Source organism: Acidiphilium multivorum AIU301, assembly GCF_000202835.1.
Classification (GTDB): domain Bacteria; phylum Pseudomonadota; class Alphaproteobacteria; order Acetobacterales; family Acetobacteraceae; genus Acidiphilium; species Acidiphilium multivorum.
In genome coordinates, this window is sequence record NC_015186.1 from 3,616,464 (window position 1) to 3,639,360 (window position 22,897).

Below are 22,897 nucleotides of genomic sequence, written 5' to 3' on the forward strand. Positions count from 1 at the left end.
CCGGGCTGGCATGCCGTTTGCTTTTCACTCGTTCGCAACGCCAAGATTGCAAGGAGGAACGACGTGAAAGCACTACGATTCCATGCCGCCCGCGATCTGCGGATCGAGGACGTCGCCGCACCTGACCGCAAGCCACCACCCGGTCAGGTCCTCGTGCGCAACCGCTTCGTCGGCATCTGCGGCACCGACCTGCACGAATACGCCTACGGGCCGATCTTCATCCCCACCACACCGCATCCCTTCACCGGCGCCCAGGGGCCGCAAATCCTCGGGCACGAATTCGGCGGTGTCGTCACCGCGATCGGCGAGGGCGTCTCCAGCGTGAAGCCGGGCGACCGCGTCTCCGTCCAGCCCCTGATCATGCCGCGCGCCGGCGACTATTATGCCGACCGTGGCCTGTTTCACCTCAGCCCGCAGCTGGCGCTGGCCGGCCTCAGCTGGGCCTGGGGCGGCATGGCCGAGGAAGCGATGCTGCACGAATACAACGTGCAGAGGATTCCCGACGCGCTGAGCGACGAGGAGGCCGCCCTGGTCGAGCCCGCCGCCGTCGCCGTCTATTCCTGCGACCGCGGCGGCGTCGGCGCGGGCAGCGCGGTGCTGGTGACGGGCGCCGGGCCGATCGGCCTGCTCACCCTGATTGCCGCCCGCGCCGCCGGCGCGACGACGCTCTTCCTCTCCGACATCAACGACGCGCGGCTCGCCTTCGCCCGCAGCATCCTTCCCGACATCGTCGTTCTCAACCCGCAGCGCGACGATGTCGGCTCCCGCGTCCGTGCGGCGACCGAGGGCGGGGCGGGCTGCGACGTCGCCCTCGAATGCGTCGGGAACGAGCACGCGCTGAAAGCCTGCCTCGATGCGGTGCGCAAGCAGGGCGTGGTGGTCCAGACCGGGCTTCACCCGCACGACAATCCGCTCGACTGGTTCCAGGTCACGTTCAAGGATGTCGACCTGCGGGGCGCCTGGGCCTACCCGACCCATTACTGGCCGCGCGTGATCCGCATGATCGCGAGCGGCATCCTGCCCGCCTCGAAGATCGTCACCGCCCGCATCCGGCTCGACGATGCCGTTGCCGAAGGGTTCGAGGCGCTGCTCGATCCCTCCGGCAGGCACATCAAGATTCTCATCGATCTCGCCGCCTGACGCGGCGTCACAACAGCAAGGGAAACGCAACCCATGAACGACATGACGATCGACAAGCCCATCACCGTCTCCGCGCCGCAGAAGGCGGTCGAGGCGTGGCTCGACAGTTTCAACCGGGCATTGAACGCCGGTGACGCCGAAGCCGCCGCCCGGCTCTTTGCGCCGGTCAGCTTCTGGCGCGACCTGATCGCCTTCACCTGGAACATCAGGACCGTCGAAACGCCCGACGGCGTGCGCGACATGCTGGCGGCGACCCTCGACAATGTCCGTCCGGTCAGCTTCGCGCTCGCCGAGCCGCCGACCGAGTCCAACGGCGTCATCGAGGCCTGGCTCGCCTTCGAGACGAAGATCGGCCGCGGGGAGGGGCTGCTCCGCCTGCAGGACGGCAAGGCCTGGACGCTGCTCACCACCCTCGCCGAACTCAAGGGCCACGAGGAGCCCAAGGGCATCCGCCGGCCAATGGGCGCCGAGCACGGCGTCCGCCGCGGCCGGCAGAGCTGGCAGGAAAGGCGCGAGGAGGAAGCCCGCACGCTCGGCTACGAAACCCAGCCTTATGTCCTCGTCGTCGGCGGCGGGCAGGGGGGCATCGCGCTTGGCGCGCGGCTGCGCCAGCTCGGCGTGCCCGCCATCGTGATCGACAGGCACGACCGGCCGGGCGACCAGTGGCGCAAGCGCTACAAGTCGCTCTGCCTGCATGATCCGGTCTGGTACGACCACCTGCCCTATATCGATTTCCCCGCCAACTGGCCGGTCTTCGCGCCCAAGGACAAGATCGGCGACTGGCTGGAAATGTACACCAAGGTCATGGAGATCAATTACTGGACCAGAACCACTGCGAAGAGCGCCGCCTTCGATGAAGCGAGCGGCACCTGGCGTGTCGTCGTCGATCGCGATGGCGAGGAGATCGAGCTCCGTCCGACCCAACTCGTCCTCGCCACCGGCATGTCGGGCAAGCCGAATATCCCGCAGTTCAAGGGCATGGACCGCTTCCGCGGCGAGCAGCACCACAGCTCCCGGCACCCGGGGCCCGATGCCTATGCGGGCAAGAAGGTCGTGGTCATCGGCGCCAACAACTCGGCGCACGACATCTGCGCCGCCCTCTGGGAGCATGGTGCGGACGTCACCATGGTCCAGCGCTCCAGCACGCATATCGTCCGCTCGGATTCGCTGATGGAGATCGGCCTCGGCGAGCTCTATTCCGAGAGGGCGGTCGCCAATGGCGTGACCACCCGCAAGGCGGACATGATCTTCGCATCGCTGCCCTACCGGATCATGCACGAGTTCCAGATCCCGGTTTATGACGCGATCCGCGAAAAGGACGCCGATTTCTATGCCGCCCTCGAAAAGGCCGGCTTCATGCTCGATTTCGGCGCGGACGATTCAGGCCTGTTCATGAAATATCTCCGCCGCGGCTCGGGCTATTATATCGATGTCGGCGCCTGTGACCTGGTCATCGACGGCAGCATCAAGCTCAAGAGCGGCGTCGGGGTCGACGAGATCACCGAAACCGGCGTGAGGATGGCGGATGGCGAGGAACTCCCGGCCGATCTAATCGTCTACGCCACGGGCTATGGCTCGATGAACGGCTGGGCCGCCGATCTGATCAGCCAGGAGGTCGCCGACAAGGTCGGCAAGGTCTGGGGCCTCGGTTCCGACACGCCGAAGGACCCCGGCCCCTGGGAAGGCGAGCAGCGCAACATGTGGAAGCCGACGCAGCAGCAAAACCTCTGGTTCCACGGCGGCAATCTCCACCAGTCACGCCATTATTCGCTGTATCTCGCCCTCCAGCTGAAAGCGCGGCAGGTCGGCATTCCAACGCCCGTCTATGGCCTGCAGGAGGTGCATCACCTGTCCTGAGTGGGTCTGGGTGCCGCGGGTCGTCCCGCCTGCGGCACTCATTCCGGCCGTGACCGTGCCATGCCAGCGCGGTTGCCGGCGGTGGCGTTTCGGAAGCCGGGAACGGCCTGATGAGTTGCCGGATCTGCCCGCCGAAGGCGATGACCCTGCGTCGTTTACGGCACCAAGCTGATCGTCGAGGAATTGCGGGGCAGCATGTAGACGGAGGACTGGAGATGGAACGGGCCGAGCTTGAGAAAATCGAGCGTCGGCTCGAACGCGTAATCGACCTGTCCGAGGATGACGCTGGTATTCGGCACGTCGAGTGAGGTCGGGACGGTGACGACCTGACCCTGTTGCAGCGCAGTGGCGTTCGAGGCCTCGCTCCAGGCGACCCTGGCATCGCCATCATCGTCGATCGAGATGCAGCTGACGACGATCTGGGCTGGCGATGCGGGGTAGGGGGCGAGGATTTGCGACGCGGCGGAGAAGATGTCCGGAAGCTGCGTGCTCGCGCTGATGCTGGTGTATTGCGAGACGATGTTGGTGATGGTCGAACCCGTTTGCGAGACGAGCTGGTTGACGATCACCGCCTGTTCCAGCTCGGTCGTCGCGAAGAAGAACAGCAGGAGCACGGGCAGAACGAGGGCGAACTCGACCGCCGCCACACCCGCGCGGCGGCGTTGGGACGCGGCGGTGAGACGGCGCAGGATGCGTCGTGCCCATGTGCATGCGCCGCTCTTGCCGTCAGTAGGGTTCATTTCGGAAGACCGCTGTTGCCTGCAGCAGGCGATAGTTGCCGTTCATCGTCGCGAAGCTGAAATTCAGCAGGCTGGCCATGACCGGCAGCTGGTAGAAGACCTGAACCATCACGATGTCGCCGGGGCCGCCAAGGCTGTAACTCAGCGATGACGTATTGAAGTTGCCGCTTGTCAGCGGATTGACCTGCGTGATGGCGTTGAAGGACGGGAAGGTCTGTACGTTGACGTTGAGATTGGCGCAGGTGATCAGGGGCACACCGTCGGTGCAGACGTCCTGAAGGAATTGCTGCGCGGTCATGCCGGATGACTGCGCCTGCCCGGTCATGATCAGGCGTGCCGTGTCGTTTGTCGCGTTCTGCAGCACTTCCTGGGTGAAGAAGATCAGCCCGGCCTCGATGATGGCGAACAGCAAGGCGAAATAGGGGGCCGCGACGAGCGCGAATTCGACGGCGGCGACCGCCCGGCCATCGCCGAGCAGGGTTCTGAGCCGGGCCGGCAGCTTGAATCTTCCGGTCTTCGGGGCGCGTCTCGTCTTTCGGAGCACGATATCGCTCCGCTAACTCGACAGATAGGAGGATTGCACGGCCGTCTGGAACAGCGCGGACATCGCGGCAGAAATGTCGCCGCCGGATTTCACCTCGAAATAGAGGCCGGGCGAGGCGCATTGCTGAAGGGTTGGCGCGATGCTGTTCTGGAACGGCGCGATGTAGGTGTTGTACCAGCTGTTGGTCGGCAGCGGCAGGTATTCTGTGTAGAGGACCGCGATCCTGATCCCCCGGTTCTTGATGGCGGTGCAGAGGTCGGTGTTGAGGAGGGATTGCTGGCGGTTGCCGTTGACGTCCTCGTCCTCGACGCCGTCCGTCACGAAGAAGAGCACTTCCTGCGGCGTGTCGCCGGCGGCACCGGTGCCGTTTCCCGGGTTGGGCATGATCGCGTTGATGCCGTTCAGGGCGGTGTCGTAATTGGTGTCCTCGTCGTCATTGTAGTCGTTCTGGGTCAGCCAGTTGTTGGAGTAGACTTCCAGCAGCTGGATGTTGCCCGCCTCGGTCTGGGCCTGGGAAAGGTCGGAGGTGAGGTTGCCGATCGTGTTCAGCCCGATGTCGAACGTGTAGATCGCCATCCGGTAGGTGGTGCCCTTCTGGGTTTCGGTCGTCTGCGCCGTCGTCATCAGGTCCTGCGTGGCCTGGCGGAGCATGTCGATCCGCAAGGTCACGCCGAGGCTGCGGGCGAGGGCGTAATTGTCCTCGCCGTAGGGATTGCCGAGTTTGTCGGCGGAGGGGTTCTCTTCATGGCAGCCGAAGGCGCAACCGCCCTGCGCCGTCGTGTTGGCGACCATCGTGTTGATGCCGCTCTGGGTGGCGGCGATCGCCATCGAGGGGGAGTCGTCGAGCAGGAGATAGAAGTCGATGTTCGGGGCGATCGTCGTCGTCGCCGTGGCCTGGCCGCCGATCTTGATGGAACCGAACCCCATCACATCCGGCAGCATGGCTTGCGACTGGGCCTGGTATTGCACCGTCGCGGTGCGCTTGTCGCCGCTGGTGGCGATCGACACGGTGACGTCGTTGGCGTTGTAGGTCACGCCGGTCATCGTGAGGGCCTGCGCGTTGAAGACGTTCTGGGCCGTCGTGATGGCGGAGGATTGGCCGGCGGCGACCATCGCGGGGGTGACGGCGGCGAGGGCCGCGGCGTCGGCATAGGATTCCATCTGCGACTTGCGGTCGATCGCGAGGCCGTAATCGATCCCCATGCCGAGGATGAAGATCAGGGTCAGGGATACAAGCGCGGTGATGATCGCGATATTGCCGCGCCGGTCGCCGCATAGTGCTTTGAATTTGATAAATAATACTAACATGGCTTCCGCTGCCGCTGGTCGGCCCCGGCTGGTTCTAAGCCGAATGTCTGAAGAAACGCTTAACGCGCTCCGGGTCGGCCGCCGGCTTCAGGGCAGGTGGAAGACGCGGCGCAGCGGCGATGCGGTGGGAGAGGCGTCCGGGTTGGTCCGCATGATGTCGGCCATCGCCTGCCACCAGCGTCGCATCACCGCCTGTTCGGGCAGCGCGTCCATCGCATGGCCGGGGCGGCGGCGCAGCACGGCGAAGAGCGAGCCGTCCGACAGGTCGAGGAAGATGCTGTAATCGCTGATCCCGGCATCCTTCAGCGCGGCGACGAGTTCGGGCCAGATCTCGTCGTGGCGGCGCTCGTATTCCGCCGCCTGCGCGGGGTCGAGCTGCATGCGGAAGGCGATCTGTTCCATCGGGCGCTGCGTCTCGCGTTCAGGCGCGGGGGCGGCGGGCGCGCCAGGCGACGAATGGGGTTTCGATCAGGATGACCGCGATCAGGATCGTCCCGATCACGCCGGCCTGATAGATCGGGTTGAAGTCGTTGTAGCTCAGGCCGTAATCGACGATGGCGATGACGACGGTCGCCATCGCCGTGCCGATCACCGATCCGGTGCCGCCGAAAATGCCGGTGCCGCCGAGCACGACGATGGCGATGCTGATCAGGTTCGCCTGCGCGCCGGCGTCGGGCCGGGCGGTGCCGAGCCGGGCGGCGCTGACGACGCCGGCGATCGCCGCGACCAGCCCGGCGGCGACATAGGCCCAGCCGCGGACCCGCGCGACGCGCACGCCGGCGAGCGTCGCCGCGCGGTCGTTGGTGCCGGTGAGGTAGAGGGCGCGGCCGTAGCGTGTGCCGTGCTGGACGAAGGCGAAGACGGCGAGCAGCGGCAGGTAGAGCGCCAGCAGCTGGAAGGGCAGGCCGGCCAGCGTGCCCTGGCCGATGGCGAGGAAGGCGGGCGGCGATTTCGTCAGGTCGATATTCACCCCGCCGGTGACCACCAGCGCGAGCCCGTCATAGGCGAACAGCGTGGCGAGGGTCGCGATGATCGGCGGGATGCGGAAGCGGCTGACCGCCGCGGCGTTCACCCCGCCGAGCGCCAGGCCGGACGCCAGCGCGCCGCCGACCGCCACCGGCCAGGGCAGGCCGCCATGCAGCAGGCGGCCGAGAATCACCTGGGAGAGCGCCATCGTCGCGCCGACCGACAGATCGATCCCGGTATCGCCGCCGCAGATCACGAAGGTCTGGCCGAGGGCGATCATGCCGATCTCGACGCCGAACACCGCCATGCTCGAAAGATTGGCGCCGGAGAGGATCGCGGGGTGGCCGATGGCGAAGCCGAGAAGGGCGAGCACCGCCATGGCGAGCAGCAGGACGGGGCGGGTTCGTTCGAAGCCGGAAGCGTGCATCAGCGTGTCTCCATCGCTTCGCGTTTCGCGCCGGCGCCGATCGAGGCCAGGATCACCGCGCCGAGGGCGACGCCGCCCCAGAAGGGCTGGATGTGCAGCAGCACGATCGCGTCATCGACGACCTGCACGATGAGCGTGCCGAGCAGCGTGCCGAGCAGCGTGCCGCGGCCGCCGCTCAGCGCCGTGCCGCCGAGCACGACGGCGGCGATCACCTGCAGCACGAAGCCGCTGCCCGTCGATGTCTGCGCCATCGGGCTCTGGCCGAGGGTGAGCAGGGCCGCGAGGCCGGTGAGCAGGCCGAGCATCACATAGGCGGCGAGCTTGATCCGCTCGGGCTTGATTCCGGCGAGGCGTGCGGCCTCCTCGTTGTTGCCGAGCGCGTAGACGTGCCGGCCCCAGCGGAAATACCGCAGGAAGACCATGCCGGCGGCGAGCAGGACGAGGGCGATGACGGCGACCACCGGCAGGAAGGCCAGGTGGTCGACCACGAAGATCATCGTCAGCGCCGGCGGAATCTGGGTGATCCAGTTGCCGCCGAGCACGATGAAGACGAACATGCGGTAGATGCTCAGCGTGCCCAGCGTCGCGATCACCGGCGGGATGCGCCCGTTGATGATCAGCAGCGCGTTGATCAGGCCGAAGGCGGCGCCGGAGAGGAGAAAGACCGGGATCGTCGCGGCGATGCTCCAGCCGGCGGCGAAGCAGGTGCCGCCGATCGCGGTGCAGAGGCCGAGCATCGAGCCGGTCGAGACGTCGATCCCGCCGGTGAGGATCACCACGGTCATGCCGATCGCCGGGATCAGCGTGATCGCGCTGCCGACCAGGAGATTGTCGAGATTGACCCGGCTCCAGAAGGCGCCGTGCGAGCCGAATCCGGCCGCGAGCACGAGGATCGCGAGCGTGACCAGCAGCAGCCCCTCGCGGCCGCGCGGCAGGTAGTCGCGCGGCGGCCGCGGGGCGGGGCGGCCGGTGGTGGGGGCGGGGCCGAACGCCCCGATCGTCCGCGGCGTTCCCGCCGGGTTGTCGACTGACATGCGTTTTGCGTCCGTTTCCTGCATCTTGCGCCGGGCCGCCGGGTCAGGCCGCGCGCGCGGCGGCGCCGACGGCGGCGGCGAGGATCGTCTCGGCCTGCATCGCCTCGCCTTCGGCGACCTGCACGACCGAGCCCCGCCGCATCACGATCACCCGGTCGCTGACCGCCAGAACCTCCGGCAGGTCCGACGAGATCACGACGACGGCGAGGCCGCCGGCGGCGAGGCTGCGGATGAAGTCGTGAATCTCGGCCTTGGTGCCGATGTCGATGCCGCGGGTCGGCTCGTCGAGGATGAGCACCTTCAGGGACTGCCCTGCCCAGCGGGCGAACAGCGCCTTCTGCTGGTTGCCGCCCGAGAGCGTGCCGATCGCCACCGTCTCGTCCCGCGCCTTGATCCGGTAATGGGCGATCAGCCGCGCCGCCTCGCCGCGCAGGGCGGCGAAATCGAGCCTCATCGCGGCGCGGAGGAAACGGTCGAGCGTGCTGACGGTCAGGTTCGCCTCGAGGGGCTTGGTGGCGAAGATGCCCTGCAGCTTGCGATCCTCCGGCAGGTAGCCGATGCCGAGGGCGATGGCCTGCGCCGGATCGCGCGGGCTGATCGGCCGGCCGTGCAGCAGGACCCGGCCGCTGTCGGCGGGGAGCGCGCCGAACGCGGCGAGGGCCACTTCGCTGCGGCCGGAGCCGACCAGCCCGTAGACGCCGGTGACCGTGCCCGGCGGGATCGACCAGTCCACGCCGTCATAAAGTCCCGCCCTGGTCAGTTTCTCGATCCTGAGGGCGGGATCGGCATCGTTGGCGATCCGCCGGTCCTCGCGCGGCTTGCCGTAATCGCGATGCGCCTTGCCGGCCATCAGGTCGAGCAGGCGCTCCTCGTCGAGATCGTCCGCCGCCGCGCTGCCGGTGACGCGGCCATCGGTGAGCACCGTCACGCGGTCGGAGATCCGGCGGATCTCGTCGAGGCGATGGGTGATGTAGACGATTGAGCGGCCGTCGGCGCGCAGCCGGCCGATGATGGTGAACAGCCGGTCGGTCTCCGCCTGGGACAGGATCGAGGTCGGTTCGTCGAAGATGATCACCTGCGCGTCCTGCACCAGCGCCTTGGCGATCAGCACGAGCTGCTGATAGCCGAGGCTGAGTTCGCCCATCCGGCGGTGCAGCAGGGCGGGGTCGAGTTCCAGCCGGTCGAACCAGGGGAGCGCGGCCTCGGCCATCTCCTGCCGGCGCACGATGCCGGCGGCGGAGGCGATCTCGTTGCCGGTGAAGATGTTTTCCAGCACCGTCAGGTGCGGATAGATCATCGGCTCCTGGTAGACCGCGGCGATCCCGGCCGCCTGCGCGTCGCGCGGGTGGGCGAAGCGGCGGGGCGCGCCGTCGATCCGGATCTCGCCCTCGTCGGGCATGATCGCGCCGGTGAGAACGCGGATCAGGGTGGACTTGCCGGCGCCGTTCTCGCCGAGCAGGGCATGCACCTCGCCCCGCCCAATCGAGAGATCGACGCCGCCCAGCGCCGTCACACCGCCGAAGCGCTTGCGGATTCCCGAGACCTCGACCCGGGGTGAGGACGGCGTGGGCATCCCGGCCTCAGAAATTCATGCTCACATTGGCCTTGGTGATGACCATCGGATTGCCGAGCAGCAGCGTGTGGGTCTTCGGGAAATACTTCACCTTCTGCTTCAGGCCGGGCACCGTGTTTTCCGCCTTGAACGGCTTGTGCTCCAGCTCCTGGATCACGCCCCAGCCGGTGAGGTATCCGAGCGAAATCGGGTTCCACAGCACCACGCTCTTCACCGTGCCGTCGAGGATGAAGGGGCGGATGCTGTTCGGGTCGGTGATGCCGGTCACGGCGACCTTGCCGCTGAGGCCGGCGCGCAGCACCGCCTGGGCGGCGCCGGGCACCGCGGTCGAATTGATGCCGACCACGCCCTTCAGGTGCGGATAGGCCGACAGCAACTGGCCGGTGACCTGCGTCGCCTTGTTGATGTCCTCGCCGGCGTACTGGACCGAGACGAGCTTGATCTGCGGGTATTTCGCGGCGAGGCGCTGCTTCATCAGCGCGATCCATGCGTTCAGGTTGGTCGCGGTCGGCCCGCCGGAGACGAAGGCGACATCGCCCTTGCCGCCGATCGTCTTGGCGAGCTGGTCGACCACCGTGTCGGCCAGCGCCTTGTTGCTGGTCTGCTGCACGCGCAGGGCGACATCCGGCCCCTCGACCTGGGAGTCGCTCGAATAGAACAGGATTCCCTTTGCCTTCGCCTGCTTCGCGAGCGCCTCGAGCGCGGTCGGGCTGTTGGCGGAAACGCCGACCGCGGTGACGTGCTTGTTGATCAGGCTCTGCACGATTTCCGACTGGCCGGAGACCGAGGCCGTGGTCGGCCCCTGGTAGATGATGTGCGCGCCGAACTTCTTCCCGGCCTGATCCAGCCCCTGCTTCATCGCCGTGAAATAGGTGATGCCGATCAGCTTGGGCACGAAGGCGATGGTCGGCTCGGCGGCGCGGGCCGGCGTCGCGCCGGCGGCGATGATCATCGCGCCGGCGAGGCCGAGGCCGAGCCGGAAGGCGGTCTGGTGGCGGAGTCGGGCCGCGAGGGTCATTGGCGTTTCCTTTCTGTTTCTTGGACCACGACGTTCCCGGCCGGCGCCGGATTGACGGCCCGACCAGATGTCACATGTAGCAAACATCGGCGCACATAAATCTGTCAAGTCATTTCTGAGTTTCGTGCCGATTTGGTGCGGTGCAATATTCGAGATCGAAAAATTCATGCTCAAGCCTTGATATTCTTGAACGGCGATGATCTTATAGTGCACATGATGATGTTAGATTGTCAGGGATTTCAAACAGCAGGATGAGCGAAACGCAACGCCAGGACATTCCGGCTTCGGAGCGCCAGCAGGACATCCTGCGCCGTTCGCTCGGCGGCGGCGTGGTGCGTGTGCGCGATCTCGCAGCGGAGTTCGGGGTTCACGAAATGACGATCCGGCGCGATTTCGACGCGCTGGTCGACCAGGGGCTGATGGAGCGCGTGCGCGGCGGCGCGCGGCTGCGCGAGCGGATGGGCGAGGAGATCAGCCACCAGCTGCGGGCCGCCCGCAACACCGAGGCGAAGACGGCGATCGCCCGCGCGGCGCTGTCGCTCATCGCGCCGGGCGACACCGTCGCCTTCGATGCCTCGACCACGGCGCTCGCCCTCGTGCGCATGGTGCATGACCGGAACGTGTCGGCGATCGTCTCCGGGCTCGACGCCGCCAATGCGCTGGCCGCGAGTGCTGTGCCCTTCGTGATGGTGGGCGGCGCGTTCCACGGGCCCGCCCGCTCGTTCACCGGGGTATTGTTCGAGGAATCGATGTCGCGCCTGCATCCGGACAAGGTGTTCTTTTCGGCGCGCGGCTTTCATGCCGCGCTGGGGCTGACCGACTCGCATCTGCCGGAAGTGGGGGCGAAGCGCGCCATGCTGCGTTCCGGCGCGATGACCGTGGCGCTGATGGATTCATCGAAATTCGGCCGCCGCGCGCTCGCGACCATCGCGGCGATGGACGAGATCGACGTGCTGGTGACCGACCGGCCGCCGGCGGATGCGGACATGGCGGCGCTCGAGGCAGCCGACATCAGGGTGATCGTCGCGGTGTGAACGCGCCGGCGGCGCAGGGAGGACACATGGACCAGGAAGCAGTGATGGCGCGGCTCGATGCGCAGGCGATCGAGACGCCGAGCTGGGCGTTCGGCAATACCGGCTCGCGGTTCAAGACGTTCCCGCTGCCGGGCGCGGCCCGCAGCGTGTGGGAAAAGATCGAGGATGCCGCCGAGGTGCACCGGCAGACCGGCATCGCGCCGCGCGTCGCCCTGCACATTCCCTGGGACCGCGTGGACGATCCGGCGGCGCTCGGCCGCTTCGCGGCATCGCGCGGGATCGGCATCGGCGCGATCAATCCGAACCTGTTCCAGGACGACGACTACCGCCTCGGCTCGCTCACCCACCCGCAGGCGGCGGTACGGGCGAAGGCGGCGGCGCATCTCGAGGAATGCATCGCGATCATGAAGGCGACGGGTTCGACCGATCTCAGCCTGTGGTTCGCTGATGGCACCAACTATGCCGGGCAGGACGATTTCCGCGCCCGCCGGCGGCGGCTGCGCGGCGGGCTCGAAGCCTGCGCGGCACTCTTGCCCAAGGGCGCGCGCATGCTGATCGAATACAAGTTCTTCGAGCCCGCCTTCTACTATACCGATCTGGCCGACTGGGGCGCGGCGCTCGCCCATGCCAGGGCGATCGGGCCGCAGGCGGCGGTGCTGGTCGATCTCGGCCATCACGCGCAGGGCGTGAACATCGAATCGATCGTCGCCGTGCTGCTCGACGAGGGCAAGCTCGGCGGCTTCCACTTCAACGCCCGCCGCTATGCCGATGACGACCTGATCGTCGGCTCGGTCAATCCGCTCGAACTGTTCCTGATCTATGCCGAGCTCGTCGCCGCCGAGGCGGATGCGGACACGGGCACCGCCGCCTGCGCCCGGACGGTTTCATACATGATCGATCAGAGCTTCAACATCGAGGAAAAGATCGAGGGCATGATCCTGAGCGTGCTGAACTGCCAGGAGGCCTATGCGAAGGCGCTGCTGATCGATCGCGCAGCACTGGCCGCTGCCCAGGAAGCGGGGGACGTGCTGGGCGCGCATCGCATCGTCATGGAGGCGTTCCGCACCGATGTGCGCCCGCTGCTCGCCGGCTGGCGGCGCCGGCGCAACCTCCCGGAGGATCCGGTGATGGCGCATCGCGACGGGTCGTATCTGCGCGAGATCCGCCGCGACCGCGGCACTGCCGCCGCCGCCAGCGGCTATGGGGACTGAGGAGAGAGCCGATGAAGGACGTTCTGGGCCGCGTGCCCGATAAACGATGCGCAGGCTGGGCCGCCTCGTCGCCGCCCGCCGGCGAGGGGCTCGCCGCGCTGGCGCACCGCTCCCGCCTGCTCGGCGCCGACCGCCGCATCGTCAACATCTTCGGCGGCAATACCTCGGTGAAATCGGTCGAGACCGATCACCTTGGCCGGAAGACAAGGGTGCTCTGGGTGAAGGGATCGGGCAGCGATCTCGGCAGCATAAACGAGACCGATTTCGCCGCGCTGAAGCTCGACGAGATCGACCCGCTGTTCGCGCGCGAAGAGATGTCGGATGAGGAGATGACCGCCTATCTCGAACGCACCGTGTTCGAGCCCGGACGGCCGCGGCAGAGCATCGAGACGCTGCTGCACGCCTTCGTGCCGGCGCCGCATGTCGATCACACCCATCCCGACGCGATCATCTCGATCGCCTGTTCGCCGCGCGGCGAGGAACTGATGCGCGAGATCTTCGGCGCGCGCGCGGCCTGGGTGCCGTATGTGCGGCCGGGCTTCTCGCTCTCGCGCATGATCGGCGCGGCGGTGCGCGACAATCCGGGGCTCGACTGCGTGGTGATGGGCAAGCACGGGCTGGTCACCTGGGGCGAGACCTCGGCGGAATGCTACGCGAAGACGATCGCGGTGATCGAGGAGGCGGAGGCCTGGCTTGCGGCCCGCGCCACGGATGCGCCGTTCGGGGCGGCGCGGGTGGAGGCCGCGGCGGCGGCGCGCCGGCAAGACCTGTTCGCCGCCCTGCTGCCCGCGTTGCGCGGCGCGATGGCCGGCGTGCTGGGCGACGGGCGGAAGGTGGTGCTGCGCGTCGACGATGATGACGAGGTGCTGGAGTTCGTCGGCGCCGCCGCATGCCGCGACCTTGCGATGCGCGGCGCCGCTTGTCCCGATCATCTGGTCCACACCAAGCGGGTGCCGCTGGTGCTGGACTGGACGCCGGAGCGGGACACGGCGGCGCTGCTGGCCGCGGCGAAGGCCGGAATCGCCCAATTCGCCGACGCCTACAAGGCGTATTTCGCGGCGCATGCGGCGGTGGGCGACCGCATGGCGGCGCCGTATCCGCGCATCGTGCTGGTTCCGGGCCTCGGCATGGTGACCTCGGGCGCCGATATCGGAGCTGCCGAGGTCTCGCGCCAGCTCTATCGCCGGGCGATCGCGGTGATGCGGCATGCCGGCAGCGTCGGCGGTTTCGAGACGCTGAGCGATGCGGAAAGCTACGCCATCGAATACTGGCCGCTCGAGCTCTACAAACTTTCGCGCAAGCCGCCGCCGAAGCCGCTGGACGGGCATGTCGCCTTGGTGACCGGTGCTGCGAGCGGCATCGGCCGCGCGGTGGCGGCGCGGCTCGCGCGCGACGGCGCGCATGTCGTCATCGCCGACCGCAATGGCGAGGGGGCCGCGCAGGTCGCCGGCGCCATCGTGGCGGCGCGCGGCGCGGGGCGGGCGATGGCGGCGAGCGTGGACGTGACCGACGAGGCCGCCGTCGGCACGGCGTTCGAGGAGACGGTGCTGGCCTATGGCGGCGTCGATGTCGTGGTGAACAACGCGGGGATCAGCCGCAGCGCGCCGATCGAGGAGACCAGCCTCGCGGACTGGCAGGTGCAGTTCGACATTCTCGCGACCGGTTACTTCCTCGTCGCCCGCGCGGCCTTCCGCATCCTGCGCGCGCAGGCGGGCGGCGGGTCGCTGGTGTTCGTCGCCAGCAAGAACGCGGTCGCGGCCGGGCGCAATGCCGGTGCCTATTCGGCGGCGAAGGCGGCGGAACTGCACCTGGCCCGCTGCCTCGCCGAGGAGGGCGGCGGCGCCGGGATCCGGGTGAACACGGTGTTGCCGGACGCGGTGCTGGCCGGATCCTCGATCTGGAATTCCGCCTGGCGGGCGGATCGCGCCGCGACCTATGGCATCAGCGATGACGAGCTGGAAGCGCATTACCGCGCGCGCACCACGCTGAAGGTGAACATTCTGCCGGAGGATGTGGCCGAGGCCGTGTTCTTCTTCGCCTCCGGCCTTTCGGCGAAGACGACCGGCGGCGTGCTGACCGTCGATGGCGGCGTGCCGGCGGCCTATGTCCGCTGAGGCGCCGCGCCACGTCGCGATCGATCTCGGCGCTTCCGGCGGGCGCGTCGCCTGCGGCGCGGTCACGGAGGGCGTTCTGGATTTCGAGATCGTCCACCGGTTTCCGAACCGGCCGGTGCGCCTCGGCCGGCATCTCTACTGGGATGTGCTGCGGCTGTGGCAGGAAATCCGGGACGGACTGCGCAAGATCGCGCGCGGGGGGGCGGTCGCCAGTCTCGGCGTGACGACCTGGGGCGTCGATTACGCGCTGCTGGATGCCGACCGGGTGCCGCTCGGCATGGTGCATTGCTACCGCGACGAGCGGACCGCGGGGGCCTATGACCTGATCGCGCCGCGGCTGCCGCGCGAGGCGATCTATGCCGCCACGGGCATCCAGTTCCTGCCGATCAACACCTTGCCGCAGCTTGTCGCGGCGCGGCGGGATGCGCCCCGCCTGTTCGACCATGCGGCACATCTGCTGATGTTGCCCGACCTGCTGAACTTCTGGCTCACCGGCCGGATCGTCGCCGAGCATACCAATGCGAGCACGACCCAGCTCTACGATCCGGTGCGTCGCGGCTGGGCGGAGGCGCTGATCGCCGCGGCGGGGTTCGATCCCGCGATGTTTCCGGAACTGGTGGAGCCCGGAACGGTCCTGGGTCCGCTGCTGCCGGAGATCGCGGCGGATACAGGGCTGCAGGGCGCCGTGGTGGTGGCCCCGGCGACGCATGATACCGCGAGTGCCGTCGCCGCGATTCCGGCGGCGGACGATCTGCCCTGGAGCTACGTCTCGAGCGGGACCTGGTGCCTGACCGGCATCGAGGTGACGGCGCCGGTGCTGACCGCGGCGGCGCGGGAGGCGAACGTGACCAACGAGCAGGGCGTGCGGGGCACGACGCGGCTGCTGCGCAACACGAGCGGATTGTTCCTGTTGCAGGAATCGATGCGCGGCTGGGGCGATCCGCCGATCGAGGCGCTACTGGCGGCGGCGGAAAAGGTCGCGACCGACACCGTGATCGACGCCGAGGACCCGCTGTTCCTGCAGCCGGGGATGGACATGCCGGCGCGCATCGCGCGCTGGTGCGCGGCGCACGGACGACGCGCGCCCGATAGCGAGGCGGCGACGACGCGGGTGATCCTGAACAGCCTGGGCGAGGCGATCGCCCGCACCCTGCGCATGGTCGACCGGGTGGCGGACCGGCGGAGCCGGACCGTGCATGTCGTCGGCGGTGGCTCGCGCATGGCGCTGCTCAATCAGGCGATCGCCGATGCGGTGGGGCTCGAGGTCGTGGCCGGGCCGGTGGAGGCGACGACCTCTGGCAATCTGCTGCTGCAGGCCGAGGCTCTCGGCGTCATCCACGCGGGGGACGCGCGCGCGGTGATGCGCCGGTCGGCCGCGTTGGCGCGATATGCGCCGCGCGCCGAGGCGTGATGGCGCGGCTTCGCCTCAGAACTCCTCCCAGCCTTCATCGGCCATGGTCGGTTCCGGCATGCGCCGGGCGGGCGGTGCCGCGGCCGGCCGTTCGGCCGGAGCCGGAGAGCGCACCGGTGCCGGAGCAGACTCCTCGATATCGAAGCGGTGGATCAGGGCTGCGAGCTGCTTGACCTCACGCGCCAGGTTGTGGCTTGCCGCGGTCGACTCCTCGACCATCGCGGCATTCTGCTGGGTCGCCTGGTCCATCTGGCTCACGGCATCGTTGACCTGGAGCAGGCGGGCGGAATTGCCCTGCGCGCCGCTGGCGATGTCGCTGACGACCTGGTTGATCTCGGCGATCTGGGCCACGATGCGTTCCAGCGCCTTGCCGGTCTGCCCGACCTGATCGACGCCGGCGGCGACCTGCTGGTTCGATTTCGAGATCAACGCCTTGATTTCCTTCGCCGCATCGGCCGAGCGCTGGGCCAGCGCCCGCACCTCGGAGGCGACGACCGCGAAGCCGCGCCCGGCATCGCCCGCGCGGGCCGCCTCGACGCCGGCGTTCAGCGCAAGGAGATTGGTCTGGAAGGCGATTTCGTCGATCACGCCGATGATGTTGCCGATCTGCTCGGCGGAGGTCTCGATTTCGCCCATGGCGGCCACGGCGCGGGCGACAACGGCGCCTCCGCGCCCGGCATCCGCCATGGCGGCACTGACGGCCTCGCGCGCATGGGCGGCATGGGTTGCGGTGCCGCTGACGGTTTCGGTGATTTCGCTGAGAGTGGCGGCGGTTTCCTCGATCGTTGCGGCCTGGTGTTCGGTGCGCCGCGCCAGATCGTCGGCGGCGGCGGCGATTTCGCCGGTGCCGGAGCGGATTGCCGAGGTGTTCGCGGCGATCACCCGCATCGTGTCCTGAAGCCTCTCCATCGCCGCGTTGAAATCGGTGCGCAGGCGTTCGTATTCGGCGGCGAAGGACGTGTTGAGGCGATAGGTAATTCGCCCGGCAGCGAGGTTCTCAAGGCCGGTCGCGATGGATTCGACGACGAAAGCGAGTTGCTGCGCCGCTTGTTCGCGCTCGGCCGCGCTTCGTGCGGCCTCGGCCTCGCGCGCCGCGCGTGAAGCGGCCGCCTCGGCTTCGAGCCTGGCTTTCTCGATGCCTGCCGCCTTGAAGACCTCGACGGCCCGGGCCATGCCGCCGATTTCATCGGCGCGCGCGACATAGGGCACCTCCGCCTTCAGGTCGCCCTTCGAGAGCCGCGCCATCGCACCGGTCATGGCCTTCAGGATTCCGGCGATGTTGCGCTGGATGAAATACATCGCGACCAGGAAGAGCAGGAAGACCGGTACGAAGATGCCGACGAAACGGGCAACGTTGCTCCAGAACGAGGTGCGCAGGTCGCTGACATACATGCCGGTGCCGATCACCCAGTTCCACCCGGGCACCTTGGCCATGTAGGAAATCTTGGCCTCGGGCGTCTTCGAGCCGGCCTTCGGGATGTAGTATTCGTGGAAGATCGGGTGGCCCGCCAGTGCCGCCTTCAGCATCGGCCGGATGATGTAGGTGCCGTAGGCATCCTTGGTGTTGCTGCGGTTCGTGCCGATCAGGGCCTTGTTGGCGTGCTGGATGATCGTGCCGTCCTTGTCGTCCACAAAATAGTAGTTGCCGTGATCGAACCTGGCGGCGCCGAGAATCTCGAGAGCCAGGCCCTGCGCCTGGTCTTCGGTCAGGGCGCCGTATTTGGCGAGGCGGACGAAGGAGCCGGTGAGGGCGACGGCATTGTTCACCAGGGTGCGGACTTCCGCCTTCTTCGCGTTCAGTTCGAGGTGATAGGCGCCGAGCAGGCTGATCACCAGGGCGGCAATCGTCATGGTGATACCGAAAAGGCCGATCGCCGCGAATTGATGACGAATCGAAAGCTTGTGAAGCACGCCATACTCCCGATGTCTGTGCACTGCGCGCAGGGAAACAGAAAATCCTTAACGAAAGATTGGGAATGGCGGACGCGTCTTGACGTCGGTCAATGCGGCGGGCGGATGAAGGCCTAGGCTGTTCATGTGACAGGCAAGAGCCAAGGAGAAGTCGCAATGACCGTGCCGCTGCAGATCACCTTCAAGGACATCGACCGTTCCCCCGCGCTCGAGGCGCGCATCCGCGAGAAGGCGGAGGCGCTGAGCCGGTTCGAGGCGCGGATCCTGCGCTGCCATGTCATCATCGAGGCGCCGCACCGGCATCACCACAAGGGCAAGCTCTACCGCGCACGGATCGAGATCGCGGTGCCGCGGGGCGATATCGTGATCAACCGGGAAAGCCCGGAGAACCACGCGCATGAGGATCCGTATGTCGCGGTTCGCGACGCGTTCGATGCCGCGGTACGCAAGCTGGAGGACCATGCGCGGCGGCTCGACGACGCGGTGAAGCACCATGAGGAGGCGCTGGTCCATGGTCAGGTGGTCCGGTTCGTCGCCGATGCCGACTATGGCTTCATCGCGACGGATGACGGGCGCGAGGTGTATTTCCACCGCAACAGCGTGGCCGGAAACGGGTTCGCGCGGCTGCGCGTGGGCGATGATGTGCGCCTCGCCGTGGCCGAGGGGCGGGACGGGCCGCAGGCGAGCCTCGTGCGCCCCGCCGGGCGGGGCGGCTGACAGCCGTCCCGCGGCGTGCTTTGATCGCGACAGACGACGCTGTTCCGGGATGAGGCAGAGTGAAGGATCCTTACGACGTTCTGGGTGTGGCGCGCGATGCGGGGCAGGATGACATAAGGCGGGCCTATCGCCGGCTGGCGAAGGACCATCATCCCGACCTCAACCCCGGCAACGCGGCGGCCGAGGCGCGGTTCAAGGAGGTCTCGGCGGCCTATCATCTGCTGTCCGACGCCGATCAGCGCGCCCGCTTCGACCGCGGCGAGATCGATGCCGAGGGGCAGGAACGCGCGCGGCACGGCACCTGGCGCGACTATGCCGAGACCGGCGAGGGCGCGCGCTACGGCGGCGGCGGCGCCTGGACCACCGACGATCTCGAGGCGATGTTCGGCTCGATGTTCGGTGGCGGCGGCGGACGGCGCGGCGGGCCGGGGCGCGGGCAGGACCGGCATTATTCGATGACGATCGGCTTCGTCGAGGCGGTGGTCGGCGGCACGCGGCGGCTGTCGCTGCCCGATGGCGGCACGCTCGACGTGCGGATTCCCCCCGGCACCGAGGACGGGCAACTGCTGCGCCTGCGCGGCAAGGGCGGGGTGGGATGGAATGGCGGGCCGGCGGGCGATGCGCTGATCCGCGTCAGCGTGGCGCCGCATCGCTTCTTCACCCGCGAAGGGCAGGATATCCGGCTCGATCTGCCGGTGACGCTGGCCGAGGCGGTGCTGGGCGGGCAGGTCGAGGTGCCGACGCCGGGCGGCGCGGTGCGGATGCGGATTCCCGCGGGCTCGGACAGCGGCACGGTGCTGCGGCTGCGCGGGCGCGGCGTGCCGGCGCATGGCGCCGCCGCCGCGGGCGATCTCTATGCCACGCTGCGCGTTGTGATTGGCAAGTCTGACCCGGCGCTGGAAACCTTCCTGCGCGGCTGGACGCCGGAGGAGACGCCCGATCCGCGCGCCGGGATGACGGAGACGGAGGTGCCGCCATGAGCGACGGGGTGACGATCGATGTCGTGATCGCCGAGGTGGCGGGGCTGGCCCGGGCGGATCTCGAACGCTGGGTGGCGCTGGAATGGGTGCGGCCGGAGCGGGCGGAGGGACTCTGGCTGTTCCATGGCATCGACATCGCGCGGGTGCGGCTGATCCACGAGCTCGCCGCCGATCTGCGGGTGGACGAGGAGGCGATGCCGGTGGTGCTCTCGCTGCTCGACCAGCTTTACGACGCCCGCCGGCGGATGCGCGCGCTGGCCGAGGCGATCGCCGCGGCTCCGGAGGAACCGCGGCGCGTGGTGCTCGAACACATCGCCGCCGCTCAGGAGCCGCCGAACCAGTTATAGCCCTGCCGCACCCAGTAGCCGCTGGGGAAGGTGTTGGTGACGCCGAGGGCGACGATCGATTTCGGGTTCTTGTAGCCGAGCTTTGTCGGAATCCGCAGCCGCACCGGGGCGCCGAACGGGGCGGTGAGCGGCGCGCCGAGAAAGTCGAGCGCCAGGATCGTCTGCGGGTGCAGGGCGGAGGCCATGTCGATGCTCTCGTAATACCCGTCGGCGCAGTGGAACGAGACATAGCGCGCCTTCAGGTCGGCATTGACCCGCCGCAGGAAATGGCCGAGCGGCACGCCGCCCCACTGGCCGACCACCCGCCAGCCCTCGACGCAGACGAGGCGGGTGATCTGGCTTTCCTGCGGCAGGGCGCGCAGCTCCGCGAGGCGCCAGGGCCGCTTGTCGCCGATGCGGCCGGTGAGGCCGAGGCGCCAGGTGGCGAGATCGACGCGGGGCGCCTGGTCGATGCCGTAGAAGGCGTTGAAGCGCGGCGGCCGGGTGATGGCGGAGGCCGGGAAGGTCGGCGCCAGCGTGTGCGGATCGAACAGCGCGGCCTGCACCTCGTCGTTCCAGCGGGACATCGCGGTGAGCGCGCGGTCGGCGAGGTCGGGGTGTTTGAGGTTGTCGTAGTCGCAGCCGGTGAGGCTGGCGGCGGCGCCGAAGGCGAGGCTGCGGCCGAGCAGGGCGCGGCGGTTGAGGCGCGTGTTCATGGATCTTACTCCGCGGCTTCGGTCATCTTGGGGAGGGGATCGGGCAGGCGGCCGCCGGTGATCATCGCGGGCAGGACGCGCGGCACCAGGGCGACCAGCAGGACGTGGACGATCAGGAAGGCGGAGATCCCGGCCATCGCGATGAAGTGGACGATGCGGGAATCGAAGAATCCGCCGAACAGATCGGAGAGATACCAGAGCTGCACCGGCTTCCAGACCGCCAACCCCGACAGCACGGCGAGAATGCCGAGGGCGATGACGCCGAGATAGAGCAGCCGCTGCACCGCGTTGTAGACGCCGACCTCGTGCGGCAGGCGCAGGCGCAGCGCGGCCCAGATGTCGCGCAGCACGGCGCGGGGCGTCACCGGCAGGAGCTTGCGGCGGAAATGGCCGCTCGCCGTGCCCCAGGCGAGATAGGCGAGCCCGTTGAGCATCAGCAGCCAGATCGCGGCGAGATGCCAGGCGATCGCCCCGCCCAGCCATTGCCCGATCGTCGCCCATTGCGGGAAGGTGAAGGGCAGGAAGGGAGAGGCATCGTAGATCTCCCAGCCGCTGCCGATCAGCGTGATGATGGCGACCGCGTTCAGCCAGTGCATGACGCGTAGCGGCAGGGGGTGGATGGGGCGGTGTCGGCGCATTGTCGGTTTCCTCGCCTGTTGTTGCGATGACGCCGTGATGCGCCCGCCGCCGTGCCCGGGTCGAGGTATCGAAACGATGACCAAACGGCATTGGATCGGCTGCGCCGGGCCGGTCATGTTTGCGGGGCGGACGACGATCACCGGTCCGCGAGAAACCAGACCGGGGCGCCGCCCCCCAGACAGAGGAGACCACCATGATCCGCATTCTCGCCACGACCGCCCTTGCCCTCGGCCTCGTCGCCGGCGTCGCCCAGGCGCAGACCACCAGCGCGATGGGGCATGACACGATGAGCCACCAGAGCGCGATGGGCCACACCACCGCCATGGGCCACAATGCGATGGGCCACGGCACCGCCATGGGTCACAACGCGATGGGTCACGACAAGATGGGGCACGACAAGATGGGTCACAGCGCAATGGGTCACTCCGCCTCGTAGGACGCGCCCGATCCTGTCGGATCGGACGATGCCCCGACGCATCGCAGCCGCCGCCCGGTCGTCCCGGCTCTGGCCGGGAATTGATCGGGATGGCGGCTTTGCTACACTCTGCAGGTGACGGAGACCGAACCGGCCATGGGCCTAGATGAACAACTCCAGGCAGAACGCGACCGCCGCACCGCCGACGAGGCGGTGCGCCTCGCTTACGAGGAAGTCTTCACCACACTCAGCACCAACGGCTTCCTGCCCAGCGTTCTGCCGGAGGAGGCAACGTTTCCGGATTTCGTGCTGCCGGATACCGAGGGGCGGCTCGTCTCGCTCGCCAGCCGCCTCGCGCGGGGGCCGGTCCTCGTGCAGTTCTTTCGCGGCGAATGGTGCCCGTTTTGCCGGCTGATGCTTGATGCGCTGGTGGGCGCCCTGCCGGAGATCGAGGCCGCGGGGGCATCGCTCATGGCCCTCACCCCCGATATCGGTCCCTGGGCGCGGGAGGCGAAGCGCAACCACGGCGCGATGTTCGACGTGCTGTCGGACGTCGATTGCGGGGTGGGACTCGCCGCCGGGGTGGTGTTCAGGATTCCGCCGATCTACCGGGCGCGGCTGATGCGGGCAGGGATCGACTTTGCCGACCGCCATGACAACGGCGCGGAATTTCTGCCGATACCAGCGGTGTTCCTGCTCGATGCCGATGGCCGCGTGGCCTGGCGCTTCGTCAATGTCGACTTCACCCGCCGCGCCGCCCCCGAGCGCATCCTCTCCGCGCTGCGCCGCCTCACCGCGCCGGAACGGGAGTAGACG

At 68.2% G+C, this 22,897-nt stretch carries 22 protein-coding genes; 11 read left to right on the forward strand and 11 right to left on the reverse strand.

From position 1 onward, the window contains the following. Positions 1–63: 63 nt before the first annotated feature. Positions 64–1,140 carry a 2,3-butanediol dehydrogenase gene (locus tag ACMV_RS16505; protein ID WP_013641141.1) on the forward strand — a complete coding sequence of 359 codons (1,077 nt, stop codon included), beginning with the start codon at positions 64–66 and terminating at the stop codon, positions 1,138–1,140. A 33-nt stretch (positions 1,141–1,173) separates the two neighbouring features. Next, positions 1,174–2,997: an NAD(P)/FAD-dependent oxidoreductase gene (locus tag ACMV_RS16510; RefSeq protein ID WP_013641142.1), complete on the forward strand. Its 1,824-nt coding sequence runs from the start codon at positions 1,174–1,176 to the stop codon at positions 2,995–2,997. Between the two features lie 155 nt (positions 2,998–3,152). Here ACMV_RS16510 and ACMV_RS16515 read toward each other — a convergent pair whose 3' ends face one another. The 8 genes from ACMV_RS16515 to ACMV_RS16550 all read right to left on the reverse strand — a co-directional run bounded on the left by ACMV_RS16515 (position 3,153) and on the right by ACMV_RS16550 (position 10,607). Next, positions 3,153–3,737, reverse strand: a complete 585-nt coding sequence (locus ACMV_RS16515) for a TadE/TadG family type IV pilus assembly protein (protein WP_013641143.1) — start codon at positions 3,735–3,737, stop codon at positions 3,153–3,155. Further along, positions 3,724–4,281, reverse strand: a complete 558-nt coding sequence (locus ACMV_RS16520; RefSeq protein ID WP_007423486.1) for a TadE/TadG family type IV pilus assembly protein — start codon at positions 4,279–4,281, stop codon at positions 3,724–3,726. The genes ACMV_RS16515 and ACMV_RS16520 overlap by 14 nt, the downstream gene beginning before the upstream one ends. 12 nt (positions 4,282–4,293) lie before the next feature. Then, on the reverse strand, positions 4,294–5,589 hold the full coding sequence (locus tag ACMV_RS16525) for a pilus assembly protein TadG-related protein (protein WP_012040456.1): 1,296 nt from the start codon (positions 5,587–5,589) through the stop codon (positions 4,294–4,296). An 87-nt stretch (positions 5,590–5,676) separates the two neighbouring features. Further along, positions 5,677–5,991 carry an L-rhamnose mutarotase gene (gene rhaM, locus ACMV_RS16530; protein ID WP_012040457.1) on the reverse strand — a complete coding sequence of 105 codons (315 nt, stop codon included), beginning with the start codon at positions 5,989–5,991 and terminating at the stop codon, positions 5,677–5,679. A 19-nt stretch (positions 5,992–6,010) separates the two neighbouring features. After that, positions 6,011–6,982: an ABC transporter permease gene (locus tag ACMV_RS16535; RefSeq protein ID WP_012040458.1), complete on the reverse strand. Its 972-nt coding sequence runs from the start codon at positions 6,980–6,982 to the stop codon at positions 6,011–6,013. After that, positions 6,982–8,016: an ABC transporter permease gene (locus ACMV_RS16540; protein WP_231295306.1), complete on the reverse strand. Its 1,035-nt coding sequence runs from the start codon at positions 8,014–8,016 to the stop codon at positions 6,982–6,984. Before ACMV_RS16540 ends, ACMV_RS16535 begins: the two co-directional genes overlap by 1 nt. Positions 8,017–8,059: 43 nt before the next feature. Further along, on the reverse strand, positions 8,060–9,589 hold the full coding sequence (locus ACMV_RS16545) for a sugar ABC transporter ATP-binding protein (protein WP_013641144.1): 1,530 nt from the start codon (positions 9,587–9,589) through the stop codon (positions 8,060–8,062). 7 nt (positions 9,590–9,596) lie between these two features. Then, positions 9,597–10,607, reverse strand: a complete 1,011-nt coding sequence (locus tag ACMV_RS16550; protein ID WP_013641145.1) for an autoinducer 2 ABC transporter substrate-binding protein — start codon at positions 10,605–10,607, stop codon at positions 9,597–9,599. Between the two features lie 251 nt (positions 10,608–10,858). Between ACMV_RS16550 and ACMV_RS16555 the strand changes: the two genes are divergently transcribed. Genes ACMV_RS16555 through ACMV_RS16570 form a run of 4 tightly spaced genes read left to right on the forward strand, consistent with a single transcriptional unit; the run spans position 10,859 to position 16,377 of the window. Beyond that, a complete protein-coding gene (locus tag ACMV_RS16555) occupies positions 10,859–11,641 on the forward strand; it encodes a DeoR/GlpR family DNA-binding transcription regulator (protein WP_013641146.1) in 783 nt (260 codons plus the stop codon). Between the two features lie 26 nt (positions 11,642–11,667). Then, the gene (gene rhaI, locus ACMV_RS16560) at positions 11,668–12,852 is read left to right on the forward strand and encodes an L-rhamnose isomerase (RefSeq protein WP_013641147.1); all 1,185 of its coding nucleotides are present in this window, start codon (positions 11,668–11,670) and stop codon (positions 12,850–12,852) included. An 11-nt stretch (positions 12,853–12,863) separates the two neighbouring features. Beyond that, on the forward strand, positions 12,864–14,966 hold the full coding sequence (locus ACMV_RS16565) for a bifunctional rhamnulose-1-phosphate aldolase/short-chain dehydrogenase (RefSeq protein WP_013641148.1): 2,103 nt from the start codon (positions 12,864–12,866) through the stop codon (positions 14,964–14,966). Then, positions 14,956–16,377, forward strand: a complete 1,422-nt coding sequence (locus ACMV_RS16570; protein ID WP_013641149.1) for a rhamnulokinase — start codon at positions 14,956–14,958, stop codon at positions 16,375–16,377. The genes ACMV_RS16565 and ACMV_RS16570 overlap by 11 nt, the downstream gene beginning before the upstream one ends. Before the next feature lie 15 nt (positions 16,378–16,392). Here the strand turns inward: ACMV_RS16570 and ACMV_RS16575 are convergent, their stop codons facing one another. Then, positions 16,393–18,288 (reverse strand): methyl-accepting chemotaxis protein, encoded by a 1,896-nt coding sequence (locus ACMV_RS16575; protein WP_007423431.1) that lies wholly within the window; start codon positions 18,286–18,288, stop codon positions 16,393–16,395. Between the two features lie 156 nt (positions 18,289–18,444). Between ACMV_RS16575 and ACMV_RS16580 the strand changes: the two genes are divergently transcribed. From ACMV_RS16580 to ACMV_RS16590, 3 genes are read left to right on the forward strand one after another with little or no spacing between them, the layout of a single operon-like run. Beyond that, entirely contained in the window at positions 18,445–19,005 is a 561-nt protein-coding gene (locus ACMV_RS16580) for an HPF/RaiA family ribosome-associated protein (RefSeq protein ID WP_012040466.1), read from the forward strand. 59 nt (positions 19,006–19,064) lie between these two features. Then, positions 19,065–19,985: a DnaJ C-terminal domain-containing protein gene (locus tag ACMV_RS16585; RefSeq protein WP_013641150.1), complete on the forward strand. Its 921-nt coding sequence runs from the start codon at positions 19,065–19,067 to the stop codon at positions 19,983–19,985. Next, on the forward strand, positions 19,982–20,332 hold the full coding sequence (locus ACMV_RS16590; RefSeq protein ID WP_007424014.1) for a chaperone modulator CbpM: 351 nt from the start codon (positions 19,982–19,984) through the stop codon (positions 20,330–20,332). Before ACMV_RS16585 ends, ACMV_RS16590 begins: the two co-directional genes overlap by 4 nt. Here ACMV_RS16590 and ACMV_RS16595 read toward each other — a convergent pair. Together ACMV_RS16595 and ACMV_RS16600 are read right to left on the reverse strand one after the other, a co-directional pair. Continuing rightward, positions 20,308–21,027 carry a molybdopterin-dependent oxidoreductase gene (locus ACMV_RS16595; protein WP_012040468.1) on the reverse strand — a complete coding sequence of 240 codons (720 nt, stop codon included), beginning with the start codon at positions 21,025–21,027 and terminating at the stop codon, positions 20,308–20,310. The two genes, ACMV_RS16590 and ACMV_RS16595, sit on opposite strands and share 25 nt — an antisense overlap. Positions 21,028–21,032: 5 nt before the next feature. After that, positions 21,033–21,665, reverse strand: a complete 633-nt coding sequence (locus ACMV_RS16600) for a cytochrome b/b6 domain-containing protein (RefSeq protein WP_012040469.1) — start codon at positions 21,663–21,665, stop codon at positions 21,033–21,035. Positions 21,666–21,859: 194 nt separating this feature from the next. Here ACMV_RS16600 and ACMV_RS16605 point away from each other — a divergent pair, with 194 nt between their 5' ends. Together ACMV_RS16605 and ACMV_RS16610 are read left to right on the forward strand one after the other, a co-directional pair. Beyond that, the gene (locus ACMV_RS16605) at positions 21,860–22,102 is read left to right on the forward strand and encodes a hypothetical protein (protein ID WP_007424011.1); all 243 of its coding nucleotides are present in this window, start codon (positions 21,860–21,862) and stop codon (positions 22,100–22,102) included. Positions 22,103–22,237: 135 nt separating this feature from the next. Further along, complete coding sequence (locus tag ACMV_RS16610; protein WP_012040470.1) at positions 22,238–22,894, forward strand: peroxiredoxin-like family protein; 657 nt, start codon at positions 22,238–22,240, stop codon at positions 22,892–22,894. Positions 22,895–22,897 lie beyond the last annotated feature (3 nt).